The sequence below is a fragment of the Kamptonema formosum PCC 10802 genome, assembly GCF_000332335.1.
GTDB lineage: Bacteria > Cyanobacteriota > Cyanobacteriia > Cyanobacteriales > Oscillatoriaceae > Oscillatoria.
The window spans coordinates 1,002,428-1,025,622 of the sequence record NZ_KB235948.1; the positions used below are offsets into that span (position 1 = coordinate 1,002,428).

Sequence of the window (23,195 nt, forward strand, 5' to 3'; positions counted from 1 at the left end):
CCCGGGCTGTGAGTTTTGACGATTTTGGCTCAAATGACAGAAAATTTATTGGGAAATGAATTTGTTTGAAATGAACAGTACACAACCTCCTGTACCAGAAAATAGGGGCTCCGGCGACCGGGGAAAATCTCTGCTAGAATTTCTCTGGGATCTGCGCAATTTCACCATCTTTTGGCTGGGTCAATCGCTCTCGGAGATTGGCACTGCTCTCACGGGGTTTGGATTGGGGATTTGGGTGTATCAAAATACTCACGCAGTTACTCAGTTGAGTTTAGTGTTCTTGGCGACAACACTGCCTGGTGTGCTGTTAACTCCTTTTGTGGGTGCTTTGGTAGATCGCTGGAATCGGCGCTGGATAATATTTTTCAGTGATTGTGGCGCAGCCCTGATTACTTTCGTGCTGCTCTTGCTGTTGATGGGAAATCATCTCCAAGTCTGGCACACCTATATTTCAGCCTTTTTAACCTCTTTATGCGGCTCGTTTCAAATGCTGACAAAGGGAGCCTCTATCCCCATGCTGGTGGACAAGCAAGAGCTGGGGCGGGTGAATGGGCTACTTCAATTTAGTACAGCAGTTAGCCGCATCTCAGCGCCGGCTATAGCAGGCTTTCTTATCGCTAAAGTTGATATTGAAGGGTTGCTGTGTATTGATTTAAGCAGCTATGCCATCGGACTATTAACGCTTCTCTTTGTGTCGATTCCGCAACCTGAGTCTGAACCAAATTTATCTGAACCGGCACAGAAACCCTCTCTTGTGCGTGAAATTCTTGATGGCTGGCATGTGATTCAATCCAAGTCGGTGTTCATCATTGTGATATTATTTATGAGCTTGCATTTCTTTATTGATGGCATGACCAATGTTTTGATCAATCCTTTGATTTTATCTTTTTCCACTCCGCAAATCTATGGCAATGTGATGTCTGTAGCTGGCTGTGGCATGGTGGCTGGCAGTATCTTTATGAGTGTTGTGGGAGGGAGAAGAAACATTTTATCTTCCCTGAGTATTGCATCTGCTATAAATGGGCTCGGCTTGATGATAGCGGGCTTCCAGGCATCAATTACTGTGATTACTTGCGGAGTGATGCTGTCATTTTTTACGATCCCAATCATCTTAGGTTCTAACCAGGTGATTTGGCAGAGCCATGTTCAACCAAATTTTCAGGGAAGGGTACTTTCGTTAGTGGGTACATTGACTGGTTTGGGGGTTGCGCTAGGAAATATTAGTGCCAGTCCGCTGGCAGATTTGGTTTTGGAACCCATGTTCTTGAATGATGGTCTGCTAGCGCACAATATTGGTCAGTTCACTGGCACCGGCCACGGGCGAGGGATTGGCTTCCTAATCATGCTAGAGGGGCTGCTAATATTGCTGGTTTCTTTTAGTTTTTATGTCTATATAACCTGGCAAAATTTGGAAGAGGGTTTACTGATGGATGAGGGACCTATATTGGCAAGCGATTTGGAAGAAAGTTGAGTTAGCCAACTAGATATAAATGCAAGGAAGTTAGTTTGAATCTATCAATCTTAATCCTTGCATGTCTTTAAATTGGCACCGGCAGATACAGTGCAAGCATAAGTTCAGAGGGAGAGAAGATTGAAATATGAGTGACACTAAAGGCGGATACTGGCTGGGACTAGACATTATCCGGGTTGCGGCAATTGTGGGAGTTGTGTTTATCCATGTGGTTCAAAGCGAATTGCGAACTTCTCCCAACCTGGATTGGCAATGGTGGTCTTTGAACATTACTCAGAGTCTATTTATTTGGGCGGCACCGTCCTTTGTCATTATTAGCGGAATTTTACTGCTCACCCCACAAAAGAAAGAGGAAGAACCGCGTGAATTTTATCGGAAACGACTGCCAAAAGTCGGGATACCCCTCCTGTTTTGGGGCTGTGTATATGTACAGCTGGAACCGCGATGGGATAGCTCCCGGACTCTGGAAGTTATTTTGCACGACCTTTTTATCGGACAGATATCCGAACATCTTTACTTTTTGTTCGCTATCATTGGATTGTATCTCCTCACACCTTACCTGCGTTCTTGGTTAGCTACGCTTTCAGAACATCAGGAGCGCTTGCTACTGGTTGGTATATTTAGCACTCTCATCCTGATTGAGATAGTTCAATCCCTTGCCGGGATTTATGTGCTTTTCTTTGGGACACAATGGATTCCTTTTTTGGGATATTACTTATTTGGTCACTATCTAAGCCGTTACAAAACGCGGCCAATTCACTTCTTCTTTTACTTGGCGTTGAGCGCTACTAATGTGCCGGTAAATAGCATTAGCAAATATTTCGAGCGAATATCGGCGACGCACACAATTAGTTTTTTTTACAGTACAAAATACAATAGTGTGACCGCTGTCCTATTAACGATAGGGATTTTCGGAGTGCTTTTCATGCTCACGGAATCCATGTCTGAAGAAGGGGCTATTGCCAGAATATCTCGCTTCTTAAATCCCCGAGTATTTGGAATTTATTTAATTCACATACTCTTGTTGAGGGGATTTCATTATTATTTTGGGATTCCCTACCCAACTGAGGCGGCGACAGCCTTGTTTGAAACAGTCCTAGTAATACTTTTTAGTCTTATGGGAGTGTCTATAATTAATTTAGTACCTGGAGGTTTGTGGGTGGTAGGTTTTAGCACTCCAGTAAGAAGTGCATTCATCTCCAAAGTTGAATCTCAATAACAGCTTATGCGAGCGCAGATGCCGGCTGAGTGAGGTGCAGATATCGATCTTTTACCCCGTGATAAAAAAATCCTCTGCCCTTTTTTTTTAGGGGGCGGGGGAATAAAAAGGGGGGCCAGTAAGCCCCCTTATAGGGGGTAGCGCACGAAGAATGCCCCTTGAGTGGAAGAAATCTGTCGCGTCCCGCAACGCTTAATAACGGGAATCGACGCTAGGAAAAAGAGCGCCAGAAGATAAAAAATAAAATCTCTCTGAAACGAGACTTGCAATGGGCGGTTTGCGCTACGATTCTAGACTAGCAAAGATTGGCAGGGATTTGGGGATTTGGGGAGTGTGGGATGGCGCAGAAAGGTTTATATTGGCAGGCAGCAGGGGATGACAATACATCTGAAACTGGATTTCGTCGCTCTCAGGGTTTGGCTTGCAGCTGCGCAATCCCGGAATCGCTGGCGAGACGAAAGCACAGCGGACATTAAATTCTGAGTGGCAAATAGGCGCTTGACATAATCTGAGCAAGACTCGCCCTGGTGCAGCATTCTGTGGGCGCAGGAAAAGCCTTTCCTGGGAGAAATATAGGTCTGGTATGCTTCGATAGATTCAAGGGCTATTTGTCGAGCTACAGAATCAAAGGTGCTAACTTGCATACGGTTTCAGGTTAGGGTACAGTGGTAATTACTTTCTTATAGCACAAACAGATATCTCGGCATCTCTGCCAAAAGGTTGAGTTTTTAGAGGTAGATTCAGGATAGAAAGACATCGTGGGGCTAATTGTATAATGTGCGAGGGCGCGCTACACTGCGAGGCGGGATTTAAAAATGCGACGCTCCCAGCAATAGACTCAGGAGGAAATCTAAACAATGGAAATGAAACAGCTGGGTTCCACCGGCATCACGGTCAGCGCCATCGGTTTGGGTGCGATGCCACTGTCGATAAGCGGCAGACCTACAGAATCGCAAGCTATTGAGGTTATCCACAAAGCTCTCGACCTCGGCGTCACCCTCATTGACACAGCAGACGCCTACTGCCAAGACGAGTCTGACAAGCACCACAGCGAGCGACTGATCGCTAAGGCACTCGCGCAGTACAGTGGCGATGCCAGCAATGTAATTGTCGCTACCAAAGGCGGTTTGGTCCGTCCCGGTGGCAGCTGGGCGCGCAAGGGCAACCCCGACCACTTGCGCAAGACAATCCGGGAAAGTTTTGCGGCGCTGGGGGGGGAGAAACCTATCGATGTTTGGCAGTACCACGCGCCGGATACTGAATACACGATTGAGGAATCGCTCGCACCGGCAAAGGAAGCTGTGGATGAGGGGCTGATTCGCTTTGTTGGCGTCTCTAACTTCTCTGTCGGGCAAATCAGGCGCGCCCGCAATGTGGTTGAAATTGTTTCGGTACAGAACCAGTACAACCCCTGGCACCGGCAGCCGGAATTTGATGGCGTGCTGGAATATTGCGAAGGGGAAGGGCTGACGTTTTTGCCTTGGAGTCCCCTGGGAGGGAGGCGTCAGGTTGCTCTGCTGAAAGAGATTCCGGGGATAGTACGGCTGGCTGAAGAAAAAGGCGTCTCCATCTACTGCCTCGTTCTGGCGTGGCTGCGGGCTAAATCCCCCTGCGTCTTGCCTATCCCCGGTGCTACCAAGGTTTCCAGCATTGCCGACTCCGTGCGTGCCGCTGATGTGCGGCTGACTGCGGAAGAAGTGGGGCGAATTGACCGGGCAACGTCCGGTTAATTTGGAGTTTTGAGTTGGGAATTTTGAATGAGGCTCTTGCCGGGCCTCATTCAAAAATATGAGTTCCTGGCAGACTCTTCTCCGTCGTGTGAGCGGCACCCCAGAAACCGGGTTTCTCAGCATCTCTCAGTACCCCACTAATATGAGAAAGGCTATAAAGTTTTACCCCAGTTTGTCAAAGACCTTAAACATGGGGAGATACATGGACATGAGAATGGAACCGACCAAACCCGCGATGCCAACCATCATCACCGGCTCCAAAATACTGGTTAGCCCTTTAACGGCTTGCTCCACTTCATCTTCGTAGAAGTCCCCCACTTTCTGCAGCATTTTGTCGAGTTCGCCGGTTTCTTCACCAATAGCCATCATGCTAAGTGCCATCTCCGGAAAGACATTCTCTCTGGTAAAGGCAGCGGTTAAACTGCCGCCCTGCTCAACGTCTGCCTTGGCATGCAAGATAGCCTGGGTGAGTACCTGATTTCCCGCCGTATCGGCGACAATTTCAAAGCAAGACAGCAGCGGCACCCCAGCGCCGGTCAGCATGCCAAAGGTGCTGCAAAAGCGAGCGACGGCTGCTTTTCTTAGCAAGTCTCCAATGAGAGGAAGCTTCAGGAGAAGGCCATCAATTAGCAGGCGACCGGCTGGGGTGTTGTAATAGGCATCGAAGGCGAACTTTAAACCCAAAATGGCAGCGATGAGTGAGCCAATTTTTGGGGGAGAGCGGAAAAATTCACTGCAGGCTAGCATGAATAGGGTCAAGGGCGGTAATTCAGTCTTCAGATCCGCGAAAATATTGGCAAAGGTGGGCAGCAGAAATGTCGTCATTGCGAAGAAAACTAGGATCGCGATAGTCCCGACGGCTTTAGGGTAAGCCGACGCTGCTTTGATCTGGTTCTGCAGCCGAGCGGACTTCTCAAGCATGGTGGCTAATCGGTTCAGCACCATGTCGAGAACGCCGCCGATTTCTCCGGACTGGATCATGGCGCAGTAGAGCCGGTCGAAGCAGTCCGGATGTTTTCGCATCGCCTCCGCTAGGGGCAAGCCGGTTTCTAGATCGATCTTAATTTGCCCTAGAGCTTTTTTGAGCTTGGGATTGCGGCACTGATTGTGTAAAATGCTGATGGCTCTCACTAAGGGAAGACCGGCACTGAACATTACCGCCAGCTGGCGCGAAAAAACGGCTTTATCCTTGACCGTCACCTTGGCAAACGCCATTTCGAGTTGATTTAGGTCAAAGCTAAATCCTTTGCTTGCCCTGTGTTTGCGAAACGGCTCCGATCTGGCAACAGCAGTCATAGTCTACCTCCAATACAGTTAAACGTAAAAAGCCATGTCAAAGAAAACTGGAGAGGGCAAGCCGGCACTTCCTCTGCTGGGCTTTTCAGCTTGCTGAGAGGGTGAAAAGCTCCCGTCCGCTTTGAGCTTTAGATTGTCGATTCGCAATTAAGCAGGCGAGCAAAAAACCTGAAACGAGGGTTCCATGCTGTCTGTAGAGATTGACACCGGCAGCAGGAGAGCTGCAAAAGGAAACTGCATTTTAACCTAAGTAAACCGGCATAATAAATACGGCTCTAGAAAGTAATGAAAAAGCAATCCACCCTGGCTGTGTTGCCAGTTTGGCATTTTCTTACAAAAATTTACACAAATTCCAGGCAGCGGGCTCATTGATTCCCTGTCAGCAAGCCGGTCGGAGGCGGGTAGGGACCGGCTCGACAGGGCAGGAAGTCTTTTTTCAGAAGTCTTCCTGCTAGGCTGTGGGAATTTGCAAGGGCATGCGCTCGGGCGTGCAGCGTCAGCTTGCAGGCACCCACGTCTAGCTGTTGAATTCGCAGCGACATCCCCTCCAGATCGAAGTTGCTGAAGTCCAGAATTTCCGCCGCTTTTTCTAACAGAGCCGCCGTCAGTTCTGGCGACAGTTCCTTTCCTCCGGCATACTGAACATCCTCCAGCACCACGCCCTCGCCACGAGGTCCCACGCGAGGTGTGGCGGTGAGAGAAACCTGCTGAGTCTGGCTTGTTTCGCGCAGTAGCACCTGAGCGCTCAAAGTGACTTTGCCCTCACCCGGAAGGCGGAACTCCACCTGCTGCGTATCTAAAGTCACGGTTTGGCTGTCTGCGCGCACCGGCAAGTTTTGCAGCATGCTGCTGATATACTCGGAGTTGAAAGCGCGGTTGATATCCGCTTCCGTCAGGACGACGCAGGCGCTACCGGCTGTAGGCTTAGTTAGTTCAATTTGACCGAACGCTACCTGCAAAGGATTGATGGCAATTGGGCCCATTTGCATTTCCAGCCGCTCCACCCGCAGGTCTTGGTTCATCACCAAACCTTCGCCTTCTATGGCGACAGCATCGACCTCTCCTGTAACCAGCTTGAACGGATCGGCTTGAACCGCTACCCGCAATTGCTCGACTTCATCCAGTTGGCTGGCTATTCCCAGTTCTGCTGCTTTGTTGAGCGCTTGCTCGTGCAGCCCAGCTTGTTGTTGCATCACGCAGATATCTCCTGTCGTCTTTGCTTTCGATTAATCTAGGTGATTCAGATCGAGAGGCGTATCTGTCTCGCGGAGGAAGAGCGCCTGCTAGCTTATCTGTCCGCAGACTAATTAACAAGTCTGCCGAAAAAATAGATAATTTTAAGCTAACATTTAGAGAGGTTAATGTTCCGCCTGCCCGCTGAAGGCGGGGAGTGGGGGGCGGGGAGTGGGGTTTTAAGTTTATTTATGCCAAACTACTGATAAAAGAAGAGTTTTTGTAGAAATTTAGGCTTGTGAATGATATGCCGCAATACTTCGGAAAACTTCCAACCACAGACCAGCCCTGGTCAAGCATTGGGGCGGTGCGGGAGGTGCGGCGCTTTGAGCGCTATGTCCGCGTCAATTGTGGTGGCCCGCGCCTGTCCGTCAGCGTGCTGGCAGCGAATCTGGTGCGGGTGCGGATGACGCCAACCGGCGAGTTTGCGCCGCGCCGCTCTTGGGCGGTGACGCGGGATGATGAAGAGTGGCCGGTGGTGCCTTTCGAGTTTCGGCAAACAGCGGACGCCGCAGAAATCGAAACTGAGCGGATAAGGGTCCGAATAGCGCTTGACAAATGCCGGATTGTGTGCTATACGAAAGACGGCCAGCCTTTTGCGGAAGACACTGAACTTGGCATGGGTTGGCGTCTGGGTGCGGTTGCCGGCTGGAAGCGCATCGAAGCGGAGGAGCACTTTTACGGGTTTGGGGAGCGCACCGGCTTGCTGGACAAGCGCAGCGAAGTCAAAACCAATTGGGCGCTTGACGCGCTGGATTACGGCTCGCTCACCGATGAAATGTACCAGGCGATTCCATTTTTTATCGCCCTGCGTTCTGGAGTTGGCTACGGGATTTTCTGCAACACGACATTTTGGAGCCAGTTCGATATTGGTGCCGAAAAACCGGGAGTTTGGCGGATGGAAACGCGGGGCGGGGAGCTGGATTACTATATTATTTACGGACCGGAACCGGCGCAGATTGTGCGGACTTACACGCAGCTAACGGGGCGCATGCCGCTCCCGCCTAAGTGGGCGCTGGGATATCACCAGTGCCGGTGGAGTTATGAATCGGAAGCGGTGGTGCGGGCGATCGCCAGGGAATTTCGCTCCCGCCGCATCCCCTGCGATGTGATTCATCTCGATATTGACTATATGCGCGGCTACCGCGTGTTTACTTGGAGTCCAAAGCGCTTCCCAAATCCGCAGCAGTTGCTGAGGGATTTGGCGCGGGATGGCTTCAAAACGGTGACGATTGTTGACTCGGGGGTTAAGTATGATCCAGAGGCTGATTATCGCGTATTCGATGAAGGAATAAAAAACGACTATTTTGTGCGGCACGCTGACGGGCGGATTTTCCACGGGTATGTTTGGCCAGATAAGGCGGTTTTTCCGGATTTTTTGCGCTCTGATGTCCGGATGTGGTGGGGGGATTTGCAAAAAAGCCTCACCGATATGGGTGTGGCGGGCATTTGGAACGATATGAATGAGCCGGCGCTCGACGACCGGCCTTTCGGAGATCCGGGAAATAAAATATGGTTTCCTCTGGATGCGCCGCAGGGGGAAGAGGGCGATCGCGCGACGCATGCAGAAACGCACAATTTATATGGGCTGATGATGGCGAGGGCGTCCGCCGAAGGGCTGCACCGGCACCGTCCGGCGGAGCGGTCGTTTGTGCTGACGCGATCGGGGTATGCCGGCGTGCAGCGGTGGTCGTCGGTGTGGACCGGCGACAATCAGTCGCTGTGGGATTATTTGGAAATGTCGCTGCCGATGCTGTGCAATATGGGGCTGTCGGGAGTGGCGTTTGTGGGTTGCGATATTGGCGGATTTGCCGGCAACGCAACGGCTGAACTATTTGCGCGGTGGGTGCAGGTGGGGATGCTTTACCCGCTGATGCGGGGGCATTCTGCAGTAAGTACGGCGCGACACGAACCGTGGGTGTTTGGGGAGCGCGTCGAGAAAATCTGCCGCGAGTATATTGAGTTGCGCTACCAGTTATTGCCGTACATTTACACGCTGTTTTGGGAGGCGGCGACTGCCGGCGCTCCGATTTTGCGACCGCTGCTGTATGATTTTCCTAATGATAGCAAAACTTACGCGATTCACGACCAGGTGTTGCTAGGTCCGTGGCTGATGGCAGCGCCGGTTTGTCGCCCGGGGGTTGAGTGCCGCGCTGTTTATTTGCCGGCAGGGGTTTGGTATGATTGGTGGAGTGGGGAGCGCTATGAAGGGGGAACTCATATTTTAGCGCCGGCACCCTTAGAGCGAATGCCGCTTTATGTGCGTGCCGGTGCGGTGATTCCGGTGATGCCGGTGATGCAATACGCTGACGAGCGTCCGCTGGATGAATTGAGGCTGCGAATCTGGCCGGGAAATGGTGAGTGGGCGTTTTATGAAGATGATGGCAAGACGTTTGAATATCAAACCGGCGCTTGGGCGATAACAACTTATATTGTGCGACCGCATGGGGAAGAAATTCTCGTAGCTATTGGGGCGCGGGAGGGCAATTGGACGCCGCCGGCGCGCGATATAATTGTGGAAGTCGTTGGCGTGGGAGAGCAGCGTTTTGCTGATGACGGTGCGGGGCGGCGGCTGGTGTTTTGAGCGAAGATTATAATCAACCGCCAAGAACGCCAATAGGAAGCTTCTTGGCGTCCTACCCTGCGGGAAGCCGAGAAAGCCAGTCTATGGCGTTTTAGCGGTTCATTATTAAGTTTAAGCTGGCACCAATGGGGTGAGTCTCGCGCCAATAGCTACTTTTGAGCCGAGGCAACTAGCGCCGCCATCGGCAGAACCAGTCTGCCATTTTTCATATAGCTTGACGCAGCTTGATTGACGGCGGCGCGGATATTTTCCAGCGACTGGCTGTTCTGAACTCTCAGCAAGCCGCCGGTCCTTGCCGTACCTTTATAAAAAGCGTCGAACAGTTCGTCTCCGCTAGAAAGTTCCCAAGTCAGGGGGATTTTCTGGACTGAGGGATTGGCAAAACCGGCACTTCGCAAAGCCTCGACGCAGCGTTCTGGGTCGCTAAATTTAAAGAAGGGTGGGCCTTCTGGGAGAGACACACCGGCATCGCCCTGGGTTTCGATGGCGTGAATCATAATTTTGAGTCCGATTGAATGTTCAGGCTTTTCCCAGATAGTAAAGGCAAACTTCGCCTCGCTGCGAATGACGCGAAAGGCTTCGGAGATGGCTTTTTCTGGCTGGGAGAGGTGCAAAATCCCAAAATTCATGACAGCCGCGTCAAATTGCGCGTCTTCAAACGGCAGGGATTCCGCATCGCCTTGCTGGAATTCGACTTGGGGGTGGATTTCTCGCGCTTTCGCGAGCATGGATTCGGAAAAATCCACTCCGATTGGATGGCATCCCCGCTTGAATGCTTCGGCTGAGACATAGCCGGGACCCGTTGCGATATCCAGCAATTTTGTGCCGGTGCCGGCGCTGACAGCATCGAGCAGGGGTTTAATGGTCTGGCTTGTGAGAGAGCCAAAAGAGGCGTGATATTGATCAGCGGATTGCTGCCATCCGCAATATTCAAATTCTCGAAAGGCATTGGGAGGAGTGGCGGCTTCTGTCATGTTGAAGTTCCTTTGCGTGTAGAACTGGTTTAGGAGTCTTATCTAGGCTACCCTAAAACCGGCACCCAGAACTAGCGGTGCGGGGGGAGTGCCGGTGTTAGCCAGAAATGGCGAAATGGTGTATAATAGAGGGGGCAGAGTTTCTGGAGGATCGATTATTCCGACAGCAGCGCAGTTATGGCAGTGCTTCGTTCTTTGTTCTTGGGCGACAAAGATGTACCTGCCTGTTAACCTAGTCCGCATAGATGAGCGCACCGGGAATGTGTTCATTCTGATAGGCGAAGAAATGGAAATTGAAATCGACCCAAATGGTGAGTGGATTGAGTAATATGAAACCCAATTTTCTGGAAATGACTCGCAAAGAGTTACGAGCCTATGTTTTGGCTCATCGAGACGATGATGAAGCTTTCTATGCTTATGTGGACAAGATAAAGACAGAAGGTGACAGGGTAAAACATCCACCCGTGAAGTCAATGGAGGACATGGAAAATTATCCGGAGTTTCTTGAGAGGCTGCGCAAAGATACGGGCCGGCAAGCGTAAACTCGCTCGTTGGAAGGCGTTTTCCACGAAAGGGAAAATCCCCTCTTGATCCCCCTCCCCGCGTGCGGGGAAGGTGAGGCCCCCTCTGGGGATAAGGGGCTGGGGTTGGGGGGTGGGGTTCTTCATCCGGCGTTCGGGGTGCCGGCACTCACTTATTTACAGGTTGAAAAGCAATCAAAGTCAAATCATCAGTTTCACCCCCAGTTTCGCCCAACTCAGCCAGTTTTTTAGTAATCTCTTCCACCCCTTTCTGAAGATTCTCTGTCCGATCGCGAATTGTCTTGAGGATGTTAATCTTCTGAAACCCCTCGTTTCCTGATACCACCCCATCAGAACACAAAATCAGCAAACCGTCAGGCGGAATAGTATCGCTCCCGCTTATACCTTTCCAGTCCTTGGGCGGTGCGCCAATGTGATTCGACAAACTTGTACGCCCTTCCCCACTTTTGCTTTTTTGGTCATCCAGGGGAAACGCTGAGGTGAGTTCGCCATAGGGCGATAGCGCATACAGCCGGCTGTCGCCGCAATGCGCCCAGAAGAAGTTGCTCTCGCGCACGACAGCAAAAGTCAGTGTCGAAGTCGCTTCTTTATACTTCTCCTTAGGCTCGTCGCGGCGTTCAGTGCGAAAGGTTTCGTGAATCTCATTGAGCCATTGCTGCATAATTTTATCTTCTGATTTCGCAGTGTCAGGGGAGAGCAACTTTTGCTCGTATTTGGGCAGGGTGCGCCAAATCAGCTCAACGCATTTATTGCTAGCCCACCAGCCATGCGGGGAACCTGTCACTCCGTCAGCAATTGCCAGCAGCCACATTTTATCACCGGCTATAGGGGCAATGAAAAAAGCATCCTCGTTGACGGATTTGCCGGCACTTGTGCCTTTTCGCGTAGAGACACCAATCCTAGCTGTGGGCGAGGCTTGTTTGACTGTCACCAACTTAGGTCTGTTATTCATCACAATGCTATCTCAAATTACAGCTGCGCAGGTGGATATAAATAAACTCGACCGACTCGGATCGCACCCCATCCCCGCTTGCGGGGAGGGGGAGAAGACCAGGGTTTTTAGATAACAGGAGTTTCGCCGGCAGTTTGCGTCACCGGCTGGGGCGCAAGACGTTCCTGAAGCTCAGTTGCCGGTGCGAATGCGCCCTTGGCTTGAAGCGATCGCCGGCACAGTTCCTGACACTGATTGCGAACCTCATCTGGCAGAAACTCGCCGTCGAGTTTGCCGGCATAATAGCGCAACTCCGCTTCCAAAACCAGCAATTCAGGTTGCTCCCGGAATTGCCGGTCTAGATTGAGATACCGCACAATTGCCAGCGCCATATCAATCGATATTTTACCCCATTCCTCGCCATCATCGCTAGGACGGGTGAGGATATCAAAAAAAGCCATACAGCTCGCCCAGTGGGTTGGTGCGGCGAGCAGCGCTCGGACAATTCCCTCCGCAGCCTCAATCCAATTGTCCCCATGATTCTCCCCCGCGCACATCTGGAATTTCTGCCGAGCTTTCTGCAGCGCCAGTGGCCATTCCCAAGCCTTCAGCCGGCATTTCTGAGCCGCCGAATTGACAGTAATGCCAATCCCCACTGCAGAGGAGGCGCTTTCCAATTTAGCCACCGCCAGCGCCAAACCGCACAATTCCAGACTCAGCAACTCACTAGCAACAGTCGCAAAAGTGGCGGCTGTAACACCGGCATCCTTGCTGTTCAAAAACAGCAGCGCTGTCTTAAAATAATCGCTTTTACCCTTAGGTTCTTGCGTGCTCCTAGCGCGATACCACCCCACCGCCAGGTTGTCCGGCTCCTGTTTGGACAGGAAATCGAAGAACGCAAAAGCGCACCAAGGCTTGTTAGCCATTTTCAGCTGGCTGTACAGGTTCTCAAGCTTCTTGAGCGCCGGCTCCCGAACCGTCTCCTCAATTATTTTGCGAGGAACCGCCTTCATTATACCGCCTTCTTGCAGGTAATTGTCGTTCTCGCCCCACAACTCTTCTAAATTCGCCAGAAACTCCGCCTGCTGTTTGAGCAGCGTGGCTTCTGCATGGTTTGGCTTGAGGTTCAGCGCCCGATCCGCGTGCGACAGCGCTTTCTGAAGGTACTCTAACGCCGGTGAGTGGAACCTCGCCAACTCCAAGCACAGGCGTGCGAGGAGAATTTCTATCCGGAAGTGCGGGCTGTCGCCCATCTCCTCCTGCAGCCGCGAGAAAAAGCCGTAAATTTTGTCTAGGGAAAGTAAAGACGGGTAGTTGCTGGAAAACTCTTCCAGAGATTGGAACACCCGGATAGCAACTGCTTCCACATGCCAGTTTCCCGACAGCCAATTTTGGGAATTGTCTTCCAGAGAGTTCAGCACCTCGGACAGAGATTCGCTCCCGCTGCGAGCCACTTCCAAATAGGACGAGACAAACATTGCCTTAAGCCAGGTTGCCGAAAACAGGTTTTCCGCTTCCAGCAGATTGACAGCGTTAACCAGAACCTCGTGATTAGCCTCGCTTGTGACTTGCTTTTGGATTTTCTGCACCTCAGGGATGGAATTGGATTCTTTCGGCTGAATTTGGCGCAGCCGGTCGAGCAGCAAATCGGGAGTCGCTTCAGCCGTTTCCGCAGCTGTCTCAGTGAGGAGTGGCTGTTCGGGGGGGGGCGCAGCCGGCTGTCCAGTCGCCTCCGCGAATGCGGACTTTAACCTTTCCAGATCCGTTGCGAGCAAGTCCAAATCCGCATCGGGCAGGAGACGATTTTCCCAATCTAAAAGATTCTTGATAAGTTTGCGTTTCAGAGCCGGTTTAAGCAGATCGCTTCCCAGAACCTCAGTTTGAAATTCCTCCCGATTCTGGCGCATCTGCTGGCACCTCTGTTGCGCTTTCCGCGCTTGCTCTTGCTCCCTAATCTTGGGAAGCATATCCCGGAAGCCATCCCGCCATTCGCCCAACCGCGCAATTAGCTCTCGCACGGTTGGGGAAGCCGGCGATTCCTCTTGACACTGGGCAACAATCTCAGCGAGTTCCTCGTGCACTGCTGAGTTTTCCAGGATTTCCTGCATTTCAGCCAAAAATCCCTCACCCTCTTTCCCTACCTGCTCGATCGCCCTCACCGTGCGGAAGATTTCAGCCACCGAAAGCTCGCCCTTACCACTTTCCCAGATTTCTGTCAAGCGGTCAATCAGAGTATTGAGGGACTGGAAAAGCGGCGAGTCTTCTAAGCGATTCATCGGGACAACCTTGGCCATTGAGCAATACAGAGTGGTATAATAGGATTATACATCTTCAGCGCAACACAAAACCAGACTGCCAATTGCCGGTCCACCCCTCCCCCTCAGACCGGCCTCTGGGTGTGGCCAGAAACCGGGTTTCTCCCAGAAACCCGGTTTCTACGCTTTCACACAGAGATGCCCCTCCCCTTCTTCCGGGCGCTTCCTTAGCGTCTTGGCGGTTAATTGGTTCAGGGGGGGGGAAACCCTCAACTTTCCGATAGCGCGGCGAGCATTTCATCGATGTCGCCGTACCTGTCGCTGCTGCGGTATTGAGTGGCGCGGTCAATGATGCCGGCGAGATGAGTATCTACTCCCTGCAAATCAATTTTATCATCCCGCAAGCGCTGCCGGTATTCAGCATCGCCCAGCACGCAGTACGCGGCTAAACGTCCGAGGGAGAAAATGTCATTTTGGGGCTTGCCTCGGTGGGGGTGTTTGTGAATCTGCATCTCCGGTGCCGAAAAAGAAGACTCAAAATCATTGCCAAATACTTGTGTGGACAAGCGCCTGTCATCAATGAGCGGACTCGTCAATCCTGTGATTAAATGTTCTTCTCCTCCGTGAGATTCGAGATTGGGAGCAACTAAGACGTGTTCCGGTCTGATATCGTGGTGAATGATGTTTTGCCGGTGCAACTCCTTGACAGTATTAGCGAGATGTCTCACTAAAGACTTGACAGTTGCCACCGGCAGTGATTTACGACGTTTGAGCAATTCAGCCAGCGTCTCGCCGTCAAAGCGTTTAAACGCTATCACCACCATATCTGGCAGTTCCTCGAAAGTGAGGACCTGCATCACATGGCGACTTGGAAATTTGTAAAGGGCTTTCATGCGTCGCTTCACGCGGTCGAGAAACCTGTCAGAATTGTCATTCCACGGCCATTTCCGGTAAATCCTTACCTCCACCTGCTCTCCCGGCGGATCTTTTACTCCCTCGTAAGCAGTCATGGAAACAGGGCATCCGGGTTCGCTGCGGTTAAGCTGTTTGCCGAGACGGATTTGGCACAGTGAAATGCCACCTTTCGGCTGTTGGGGAAGTGCCTGGAGTTTCTCAAATATCAGGCGTCGCTTATCCATTGTATAGGTGCGCCCTTTGTGAGCTTTTCCCTCCTCAATAATGGCACCCACAAGTTCGCTTAACTTAAGCACGCGCAGGTTGAAGACAAACCCATCCTGGGTATGTGACTGATTATTTGGAGTTACCTCAGCATGATCCGGCACAACGATAAGAGATTGGACGCGATAATTTACCAAAGCTTTTATACCCTTGCAAGTCGCGTGCAAAATACTTCCTTTCTGCTTGGCGACGTGAAAGGGGTTAGCTAAACGTGAGAGTATTTTTGTCTTGTTGCCATTTTTCCTTTTGAATTCAGGGGAGGATGTGCGCCACTCAACATCACTGTTTCCTGGAATATTGTAGTAGCCAGGTTCATACTCCTTGGCGTCGATGGTATATGCAGCCCAAGGAAGCAGCAAGACGATATCGTGTTCGTTGGGATTGTAACGGTCGTTAACATTTGGCAGCAGGATATTGTGGGCGATGAAGCCATCTTCATCGAGCCGGCTCAGCTCCCGCACCACTGAACCCTCGAAAGCATTGCCGACAGGGTGTGAGGTATATTCCAGAGGCATCAGTTATCTCCAGGTTGAAAAGCAATCAAAGTCAAATCATCAGTTTCGCCCGAGTCAGCCAGTTTTTTCGTAATCTCTTCCACCCCTTTCTGAAGATTCTCTGTACAGTCGCGAATTGTCTTGAGGAGGTTGGTCTTATGAAACCCCTCGTTTCCTGATATCACACCATCAGAACACAAAATCAGCAAACCGTCAAGCGGAATAGTATCTCTCCCGCTTATACCCTTCCAGTCCTTGGGCGGTGCGCCGATGTGATTCGACAAACTGGTACGCCCTTCCCTACTCTTGATTTTTTGGTCATCCACGGGAAACGCTAGGGAGAGTTCGCCATAGGGCGATAGCGTATACAGCCGGCTGTCGCCGCAATGCGCCCAGAAGAAGTTGCTCTCGCGCACGACAGCAAAAGTCAGCGTCGAAGTCGCTTTTTGATACTCCTCATCAGGCTCTTTCCGGCGTTCAGTGCGAAAGGTATCGTGAATCTCATCGAGCCATTGATGCATAATTTTCTCTTCTGATTCCGAAGAGTTAGGGGAGAGCAACTTTTGCTCGTATTTGGGCAGAGTGCACCAAATCAGCTCAGCGCACTTATTGCTAGCCCACCAGCCATGCGGGGAACCTGTCACTCCGTCAGCGATTGCCAGCAGCCACATTTTACCACCGGCTATAGGGGCAATGAAAAAAGCATCGTCATTGACGGATTTGCCGGCACTTGTGCCTTTTCGCGTAGAGACACCAATCCTAGCTGTGGGCGAAGCTTGCTTGACTGTCTGCAACTTGGATCTATTATTCATCACAATGCTATCTCACATTAAAACTGCGCAGGATATTTTTAGGAAGCAAGAAGTTGCTCTAGTTCAGCAATCAGCTCTTTCCAACTCTGGTATCGGTCATTTTTATTGAAGGCTACCATTTTCAGGAGTACAGATTCCAGTTGCGCCGGCGCGTCAGTATCCGCGAGGATGTCCCGCAATGGGCGCAGCGACTGTGCGACTTCGCTACCCGAACATATATCATGTTTGTACTCGCTGTACTTATCCACCGGATAGGGAAATTCGCCGGCAAGCAGTTCGTAGAGAATCACGCCCAGGGCAAACATATCAGCCCGCAAGTCCATCTTATTGCCATATTCGGGAGCGCGATAAATCATGCGGCGATCCACACCCTCAAGCGCCACCGTACTGGTTGGCCCGCCCGGAATGCGGGCCAAACCGAAGTCTAAAAGCTTGGCGTCAGGATTTTCGGTCGTTCCCATCACCATGATATTGCCCGGATGGATATCGCGATGGGCGAAATCGGACTTGTCAAAATCGCGCTCGACGACTTTCCCGGCATAGCTCAAAGCCTCAGCAATCTGGCGTCCGATTTCCGCAGCACTTTTCCAAGGCAGGGTAATTTTGTTGTCGAGCTTGTCTCCCACAGTTTCCCCATTGATAAACTCCATGACCAAGCATTTATGCTCTTTAATAAAATCGCACGTCTTCACGATGTGCGGGTGATCCAGCCGCACCGCGATTTTTGCTTCTTGCTCCAATAACCTGGTGAAGTGCTGCAATTTTTCTGAAGTAGCTGCGTCGGTACGAACCAACTTCAGGGCCACACTCTTTGGCCCTGACCACTTCTCATCCGTGACCTCAGCCCGGTAAACCTGACCGAATGAACCTGTGCGCATCGGCGAAACAATGCGATAGCGATTCACAAAAGTTTCGCCGGAAGCCAGCGTCACCAGCTTGGGCGCAAGACGTTCCTGAAGGCGAATCGCGGGTGCGAATGCGCCCCTGTCTGGATGCGCTCGCCGGCACAGTTCCTCACACTTATTGCGAACCGCATCCGGTAAGAACCGGCTCTCTAATTTGCCAGCAGAATAGCGCAACTCAGCTTCCAACACCAGCAATTCAGGTTGCTCCGGGAATTGCCGGTCTTGATTGAGATACCGCACAATTGCCAGCGCCAGATCGATCGCTGTTTTGCCCCATTCCTCGCCATCGTCGCTAGGACGGGTGAAGATATCAAAAAAAGCCATACAGGTCGCCCAGTGGGTTGGTGCGGCGAGCAGCGCTTGGACAATTCCGTCCGCAGCCTCAATCCAATTGTCCCAATTGCCCTCCCCCTTGCACATCTGGAATTTCTGCCGAGCTTTTTGCAGCGCCAATGGCCACTCCCAAGGCTGGAGCCGGCATTTCTGAGCAGCCGAATTGACAGTAATGTTAATCCCCGCTGCAGCGGAGTCGCTCTCCAATTTAGCCACCGCCAGCGCCAAACCGTACAGCTTCAGACTCAGCAACTGACTAGCAACAGTCGCAATAGTAGCTGCTGTAACACCGGCATCCTTACTGTTCAAAAACAGCAGCGCTGTCTGAAAATAATCGCTTTTCCCCTCAGGTTCTTGGGTGCTCCTAGCGCGATACCACCGCACAGCCAGGTTGTCCGGGTTCTGTTTGGACAGGACATCGAAGAACGCAAAAGCGCACCAAGGCTTGTTAGCCGTTTTCAGCTGGCTGTACACCTTCTCAAGTCTCCCGATCGCCGGCTCCCGAATCGTCTCCTCAATTGTTTTGCGAGGCTCCGTCTTCATTATACCACCTTCTAGCTGGTAATTCTCGTTCTCGCCCCACAACTTTTCCAAATTTGCCAGAAACTCCGCCTGCTGTTTGAGCAGTATGGCTTCTGCAAGGTTGGGTTTTAGGTTCAGCGCCCGCTCCGCGTGTGACAGCGCTTTCTGAAGGTACTCTAACGCAGGTGAGTTGAACCTCGCCAACTCCAAGGACAGGCGTGCCAGGATAATTTCTATTCTAAAATGCGGGCTGTCGCCCATCTCCTCCTGCAGCCGTGAGAAAAAGGCGTAAATTTTTTCTAGGGAAAGTAAAGACGGGTAGCTGCTGGAAAACTCTTCCAAAGATTGACACACCCTAATAACGACAGCTTGCACATCCCAGTTCCCCGCCAACCACTTTTGGGAGTTTGATTCCAGAGAATTCAGCACCCCGGACAAAGATTCGCTCCCGCCGCGAGCCACTTCCAAATAGGACGAGACAAACATTGCCTTCAGCCAGGTTGCCGAAAGCAGTTTTTCGGCTTCCAGCAGATTAATAGTGTTAACCAGAACCTCGTGATTAGCCTCGCTTGTGACTTGCTTTTGGATTTTCTGCACCTCAGGGATGGAATTTGATTCTTTCGGCTGAATCTGGCGGAGCCGGTCAAGCAGTGAATCTGGAGTCACTTCAGTGGAAGCACCGGCTGTGCTGGTTAGAGGCGGCTGTTGGGGGGGCGGCGCAGCCGGCTGTCTGAGCGCCGAGCTGAATCTCGCCCTTAACCTTTCCAGTTCTGCTGCGAGCAACTGCAAATCCGCCTCTGGTTGGAGACGTTCCGCCAAATCGAGCAGATTCCCTATCAGTTCCAACTTCAGACTGTCTTGGAGTTGCTGACTGTTTCGGACATCCGTTTGAAGTTGCTTCAGATTCTGTTGCAGCTCTTGGCAGGTTGGTTGTGCTTCGCGCCGCGCCCTAGCTGCCTCTCTTTCCTCAAGCATTTCCCGGAAGCCATCCCGCCATCCGCCCAACCGCGCGATTAGCTCTCGCACCGGCAGGGAAGCCGGCGATTCCTCTTGACACTGCGCAACAATCTCAGCTAGTTCCTCGTACACAGCTGAGTTTCCCAGCAGTTCCTGCATTTCAGCTAAAAATCCCTCACCCTCTTTCCCTATCTGCTCGATCGCCCTCGCCGCGCTCAGAATTTCACCCACCGATGGCTCCTCCTTACCACTTCCCCAGATTTCTGTCAAGCGGTCAATCAGAGTATTGATGGACTGGAAAAGCGGCGAGTCTTCTAAGCGATTCATCGGGACACCCCTGGCCATTGAGCAATACAGAGTGGGATAACAGAATTATACATCTTAAGCGCAAGCGCAACACAAAACTAGACTGCCAATTGCCGGTCCTGCCCTCCCTCCCACACCGGCATCCAGACATCAGCCCAATTATATAGTATCTGGCGCACAAGAGATGCCCCTCTCCTTCTTCCTTGGCGTCCTTGGCGTCTTGGCGGTTAATTAATTTAACCCTCTAGACAGAGAGCGCAATTATATGGTAAAGAGCGCAGGGGAGATCGCCCTCCCCTTCTTCCGGGCGCGTCCTCTGCGTCTTGGCGGTTAATTAGTTTAACCCTCTAGACAGAGAGCGCAATTATATGGTAAAGAGCGCAGGGGAGATAGCCCTCCCCTTCTTCCGGGCGCTTCCTCAGCGTGAACCCTGCGGGAAGCCACTACCCTTGTCTATTGCGGTTTAACCCCATCTTACTTGCGCCGGTTTATCCAATCTTCCCCACCCGGTAACTGAGATAAATACTCAATCACCGCTGCCGGTAACTCCTTAGCTGAATGGGAATATGTCAGAGCTAATAACTTCTGAGCTGTCTCCATAACTTGAGGTCTGTCCAGTATCTCTGCCAGTTCAAATGGACTGTAGGCTCCATCCATCACTTCCTCACTCGCACCGGCAATCGCATCCTCAATAATTGCGTCCTCCAGCAACCTCGCCCATTCATCTGCTTTGATATAATATGAAGTCTGATTTTCCTTGAGATTCAGGTCTTGTATTTCTCGAATGGCCACTCGAATCGACGACACCCAAGACCCCGTTAAGCGCTGCTCTACTTGATTTTTTATCAAATGAATTAGCAGGACTCTCAAAAAAGACTTGATTTTTCGCAGAATTTCCTTTTTACTCATCCCTTCTAGCTCATCCACTATCGCTAAAGCATCTGCGTACCGCCCTTCCAGGATGCTCGCTCTTAATTCTGTCAGTTCTTGCGTCATATTTCTGTCCCTCAAAACTTCTGGCTGCTAAGCTTAATATAGCACGAGCGCTTCCTCCAGGATTCAACCGGCTGAAAGCAGCGCTCTCCGGGGAGATCGCCCCTAACCTGATGGCAATCTTACTTACGCCGGTTTATCCAATCTTCCCCACCAGGCAACTGAGCTAAATACTCATCCAAGATAGCCGGCAACTCTTTGGCTGAATGAATGTAAGTGAGAGCTAGCAGCTCAGTCGCAGTCTGTATGACTTGTGGTTTCCCCACCATTTCTGAGAGTTGCAAACGGTTATATCTTCCATTCATCACTTCCTCACTTGCCTCGGCAATCGCGTCCTCAATCACATCCTCTAGCACATCTTCCCACTCATCGAGATTGATGTAATAGGAGGTTTTGTTATCCTTGATATTCAGCTTTTTAATTTCTCGGATGGAAGTGCGAATCGAATTGGCCCAAGATCCCGTTAATCGCTGCTCTACTTGGTTCTTAATCAAATGAACCAGCAGGACCAGAAGATAAGATTGTATATTTCGCAGAATTCCCTGTTTGCTCATCCCTTCTAGCTCATCCACAATCGCCAAAGCATCTGCGTAGCGCCCCTCCAGGATACTCGCTCTTAAGTCTGTCAGTTCTTGCGTCATATTTTTGCTTTCAAAACTTAATTACGCTAAACTCAATATAGCACTTAAACCCTGCAGGTGCAAGATTCAACCGGCAGTCGCGCCGGCACGGCAGTTTTGGCATCCATCCCACTCACCGGCAGCACCGGCAATCCCTCACACGCCCCACACACATTTTAGCCAGCAGCGTGCTAGAATAATACCAGTTACTACCTCTTGACTAATCCTTATGCAAGTCCAGCTGCAATACCTCAGCTTTGCTGAATACGTCGAATGTGAAAAAAACAGCCAGATTCGCCACGAATACGTCGGCGGTCAAATCTTTGCCATGACCGGCAGCAGCCAGGAACACAACCTCCTTGTCGGCAATATCTACGCTCGGTTGCGCCCCCACCTGCGAGGCACCTCCTGTCGAGCCTTTGTGTCAGATATGAAAGTTAGGATAGAAGCTGCCAACACCGGCTACTATCCGGATATCATGGTAGTTTGCGACCCCGCAGACAGAGACAGATATGTCAAAACCAGCCCCACCTTAATAGTCGAAGTCCTCTCCCCAAGTACAGAATCCACCGACCGGCGAGAAAAATTGTTAAACTATCAAAAACTGCCCAGCCTTCAAGAATACATCTTAGTCTCCCAAGAAGAAATCAAAATAGAAATCTACCGGAAAGACACGCAAGGCAACTGGACACTAGAAACCTTAGGCAAAGACGATCAACTCCGATTTGAGTCTGTCGGGTTAACCGTGACACTGGCCGAAATCTATGAAGACGTGTTTACTGTCTAGGGTAAAAAGGTAAACAAAATTAAAGCCGTGCTATCTGTTCGCCAACCCTAGGGGCGCAATTGAGACTTTTAATTTGCTTGTTGGGAAAAGGGGGCAGCTCCCCCACAGTCGCCTTTTTTAGCTGTAGGGGCGGGCCCCCGTGCCATCGGTGTCAACTTAAGCTGTGTCCCGCAGTCTCTAGGCGGTTGAAACCGCAGCTATACAGACCAAACCCGCCTGCGCGGGTTTGAAAAGTCCCGCTCTTCTCTTAAGTCCGCGAAGGCGGACTTCGTTTGTGTAGCCGCGATTTCCAATCGCCGGGAGCTTAAGTTGACACCAGTGGCCCCCGTGCCCGCCCCGGAAGAATAAATGCGCAACACCTTACAGTAGGCACCGGCATCCCGCCTGTCGTGCAAAAACCGGCGTCTCGCCTGTGGGTAGAAGCTCACTTCCTCCCGTGAAGCACCTGCAAACTCCCCCCTGCATACAGCACCGGCTCCCTAACCGCAAACCCCACCTCCCTTAGCGCACCGGCAAGATCGGTATCGAGCAGCTGCCACGCCGTCTCCGTCTCAAACAGCCAGAGAAACACCGCCACCCCGGGCCAAAAAACCGGATTGGTGGGCCGGTGAAAATCCACTAGCGCAAACACGCCACCTGGCTTGAGCACCCGATACACTTCTTGAATAATTTGCCTTAGCTGAACCGGCTCCATCTCGTGCATCGCCGCACTCGTATGAACTAAGTCAAAATGCTCATCCGGGAGCGGCATCCTCTCAGCAAACGCCTCCACATAAGACGCCTGAGGGACATTTTGCCGCGCCCGCTTCAGAGACAGCGGGGAAGCATCCAAGCCGGTGACATCCCGCGAATACTGTACCAGCAATTGAGTCGCCTGACCGCTGCCGCAACAGAGGTCCAGCACCTTCGTCTCTGGAGTCACAGTCAGCCCAGCCAGAGCCAGCCGGCGGAATCGCCCCTCACCGCCAACGCTGAGAGCAGCCAGACGCGAGATCCCATCGTACAGCCACTGATAGCGGTAACTCCAGTCCCTGAGAATGGTGGCCACAGCT

19 protein-coding genes are annotated in these 23,195 nt (G+C 51.5%); 7 read left to right on the forward strand and 12 right to left on the reverse strand.

The window, feature by feature from the left end:
- The first annotated feature begins 55 nt into the window (after positions 1 to 55).
- Positions 56 to 1,471 carry an MFS transporter gene (locus OSC10802_RS0104285; protein ID WP_017715551.1) on the forward strand — a complete coding sequence of 472 codons (1,416 nt, stop codon included), beginning with the start codon at positions 56 to 58 and terminating at the stop codon, positions 1,469 to 1,471.
- A gap of 127 nt (positions 1,472 to 1,598) precedes the next feature.
- A complete protein-coding gene (locus OSC10802_RS0104290; protein WP_017715552.1) occupies positions 1,599 to 2,690 on the forward strand; it encodes an acyltransferase in 1,092 nt (363 codons plus the stop codon).
- A gap of 353 nt (positions 2,691 to 3,043) precedes the next feature.
- On the opposite strand, the gene yidD is transcribed toward OSC10802_RS0104290, so the two are convergent.
- Positions 3,044 to 3,334 carry a membrane protein insertion efficiency factor YidD gene (gene yidD / locus OSC10802_RS45790; RefSeq protein ID WP_071593274.1) on the reverse strand — a complete coding sequence of 97 codons (291 nt, stop codon included), beginning with the start codon at positions 3,332 to 3,334 and terminating at the stop codon, positions 3,044 to 3,046.
- A gap of 213 nt (positions 3,335 to 3,547) precedes the next feature.
- Here yidD and OSC10802_RS0104295 point away from each other — a divergent pair, with 213 nt between their 5' ends.
- Entirely contained in the window at positions 3,548 to 4,420 is an 873-nt protein-coding gene (locus OSC10802_RS0104295) for an aldo/keto reductase (RefSeq protein WP_017715553.1), read from the forward strand.
- 162 nt (positions 4,421 to 4,582) lie between these two features.
- Here OSC10802_RS0104295 and OSC10802_RS0104300 read toward each other — a convergent pair whose 3' ends face one another.
- Both OSC10802_RS0104300 and OSC10802_RS0104305 read right to left on the reverse strand, forming a co-directional pair.
- Complete coding sequence (locus tag OSC10802_RS0104300) at positions 4,583 to 5,716, reverse strand: type II secretion system F family protein (protein WP_017715554.1); 1,134 nt, start codon at positions 5,714 to 5,716, stop codon at positions 4,583 to 4,585.
- Between the two features lie 365 nt (positions 5,717 to 6,081).
- The gene (locus tag OSC10802_RS0104305) at positions 6,082 to 6,909 is read right to left on the reverse strand and encodes an LmeA family phospholipid-binding protein (RefSeq protein WP_017715555.1); all 828 of its coding nucleotides are present in this window, start codon (positions 6,907 to 6,909) and stop codon (positions 6,082 to 6,084) included.
- Between the two features lie 287 nt (positions 6,910 to 7,196).
- Between OSC10802_RS0104305 and OSC10802_RS0104310 the strand changes: the two genes are divergently transcribed.
- Entirely contained in the window at positions 7,197 to 9,533 is a 2,337-nt protein-coding gene (locus OSC10802_RS0104310; RefSeq protein WP_017715556.1) for a glycoside hydrolase family 31 protein, read from the forward strand.
- A 149-nt stretch (positions 9,534 to 9,682) separates the two neighbouring features.
- On the opposite strand, the gene OSC10802_RS0104315 is transcribed toward OSC10802_RS0104310, so the two are convergent.
- Positions 9,683 to 10,507 (reverse strand): class I SAM-dependent methyltransferase, encoded by an 825-nt coding sequence (locus OSC10802_RS0104315; RefSeq protein ID WP_017715557.1) that lies wholly within the window; start codon positions 10,505 to 10,507, stop codon positions 9,683 to 9,685.
- Between the two features lie 115 nt (positions 10,508 to 10,622).
- Between OSC10802_RS0104315 and OSC10802_RS56935 the strand changes: the two genes are divergently transcribed.
- Positions 10,623 to 10,835: a DUF6888 family protein gene (locus OSC10802_RS56935; RefSeq protein ID WP_071593275.1), complete on the forward strand. Its 213-nt coding sequence runs from the start codon at positions 10,623 to 10,625 to the stop codon at positions 10,833 to 10,835.
- A 1-nt stretch (position 10,836) separates the two neighbouring features.
- On the forward strand, positions 10,837 to 11,049 hold the full coding sequence (locus OSC10802_RS0104325) for a DUF6887 family protein (protein WP_017715559.1): 213 nt from the start codon (positions 10,837 to 10,839) through the stop codon (positions 11,047 to 11,049).
- A 148-nt stretch (positions 11,050 to 11,197) separates the two neighbouring features.
- Here the strand turns inward: OSC10802_RS0104325 and OSC10802_RS0104330 are convergent, their stop codons facing one another.
- From OSC10802_RS0104330 to OSC10802_RS0104360, 7 genes are all read right to left on the reverse strand, one after another.
- Positions 11,198 to 12,001, reverse strand: coding sequence for a PP2C family protein-serine/threonine phosphatase (locus OSC10802_RS0104330; protein ID WP_017715560.1), 804 nt, complete (start codon positions 11,999 to 12,001; stop codon positions 11,198 to 11,200).
- A gap of 107 nt (positions 12,002 to 12,108) precedes the next feature.
- Complete coding sequence (locus OSC10802_RS0104335; RefSeq protein ID WP_017715561.1) at positions 12,109 to 14,274, reverse strand: hypothetical protein; 2,166 nt, start codon at positions 14,272 to 14,274, stop codon at positions 12,109 to 12,111.
- 230 nt (positions 14,275 to 14,504) lie between these two features.
- On the reverse strand, positions 14,505 to 15,929 hold the full coding sequence (locus tag OSC10802_RS0104340) for an NERD domain-containing protein kinase family protein (RefSeq protein ID WP_017715562.1): 1,425 nt from the start codon (positions 15,927 to 15,929) through the stop codon (positions 14,505 to 14,507).
- A complete protein-coding gene (locus tag OSC10802_RS0104345; protein ID WP_017715563.1) occupies positions 15,929 to 16,720 on the reverse strand; it encodes a PP2C family protein-serine/threonine phosphatase in 792 nt (263 codons plus the stop codon). The genes OSC10802_RS0104340 and OSC10802_RS0104345 overlap by 1 nt, the downstream gene beginning before the upstream one ends.
- A 38-nt stretch (positions 16,721 to 16,758) precedes the next feature.
- Positions 16,759 to 19,764, reverse strand: a complete 3,006-nt coding sequence (locus OSC10802_RS0104350; protein WP_026098159.1) for a serine/threonine-protein kinase — start codon at positions 19,762 to 19,764, stop codon at positions 16,759 to 16,761.
- 453 nt (positions 19,765 to 20,217) lie between these two features.
- Positions 20,218 to 20,739, reverse strand: coding sequence for a DUF29 family protein (locus tag OSC10802_RS0104355; protein WP_017715565.1), 522 nt, complete (start codon positions 20,737 to 20,739; stop codon positions 20,218 to 20,220).
- Between the two features lie 119 nt (positions 20,740 to 20,858).
- Positions 20,859 to 21,377, reverse strand: a complete 519-nt coding sequence (locus OSC10802_RS0104360; protein ID WP_017715566.1) for a DUF29 family protein — start codon at positions 21,375 to 21,377, stop codon at positions 20,859 to 20,861.
- Positions 21,378 to 21,585: 208 nt separating this feature from the next.
- Between OSC10802_RS0104360 and OSC10802_RS0104365 the strand changes: the two genes are divergently transcribed.
- On the forward strand, positions 21,586 to 22,143 hold the full coding sequence (locus tag OSC10802_RS0104365; RefSeq protein WP_017715567.1) for a Uma2 family endonuclease: 558 nt from the start codon (positions 21,586 to 21,588) through the stop codon (positions 22,141 to 22,143).
- A 424-nt stretch (positions 22,144 to 22,567) separates the two neighbouring features.
- On the opposite strand, the gene OSC10802_RS0104370 is transcribed toward OSC10802_RS0104365, so the two are convergent.
- Positions 22,568 to 23,191 (reverse strand): class I SAM-dependent methyltransferase, encoded by a 624-nt coding sequence (locus OSC10802_RS0104370; RefSeq protein WP_017715568.1) that lies wholly within the window; start codon positions 23,189 to 23,191, stop codon positions 22,568 to 22,570.
- Between the last annotated feature and the right edge of the window lie 4 nt (positions 23,192 to 23,195).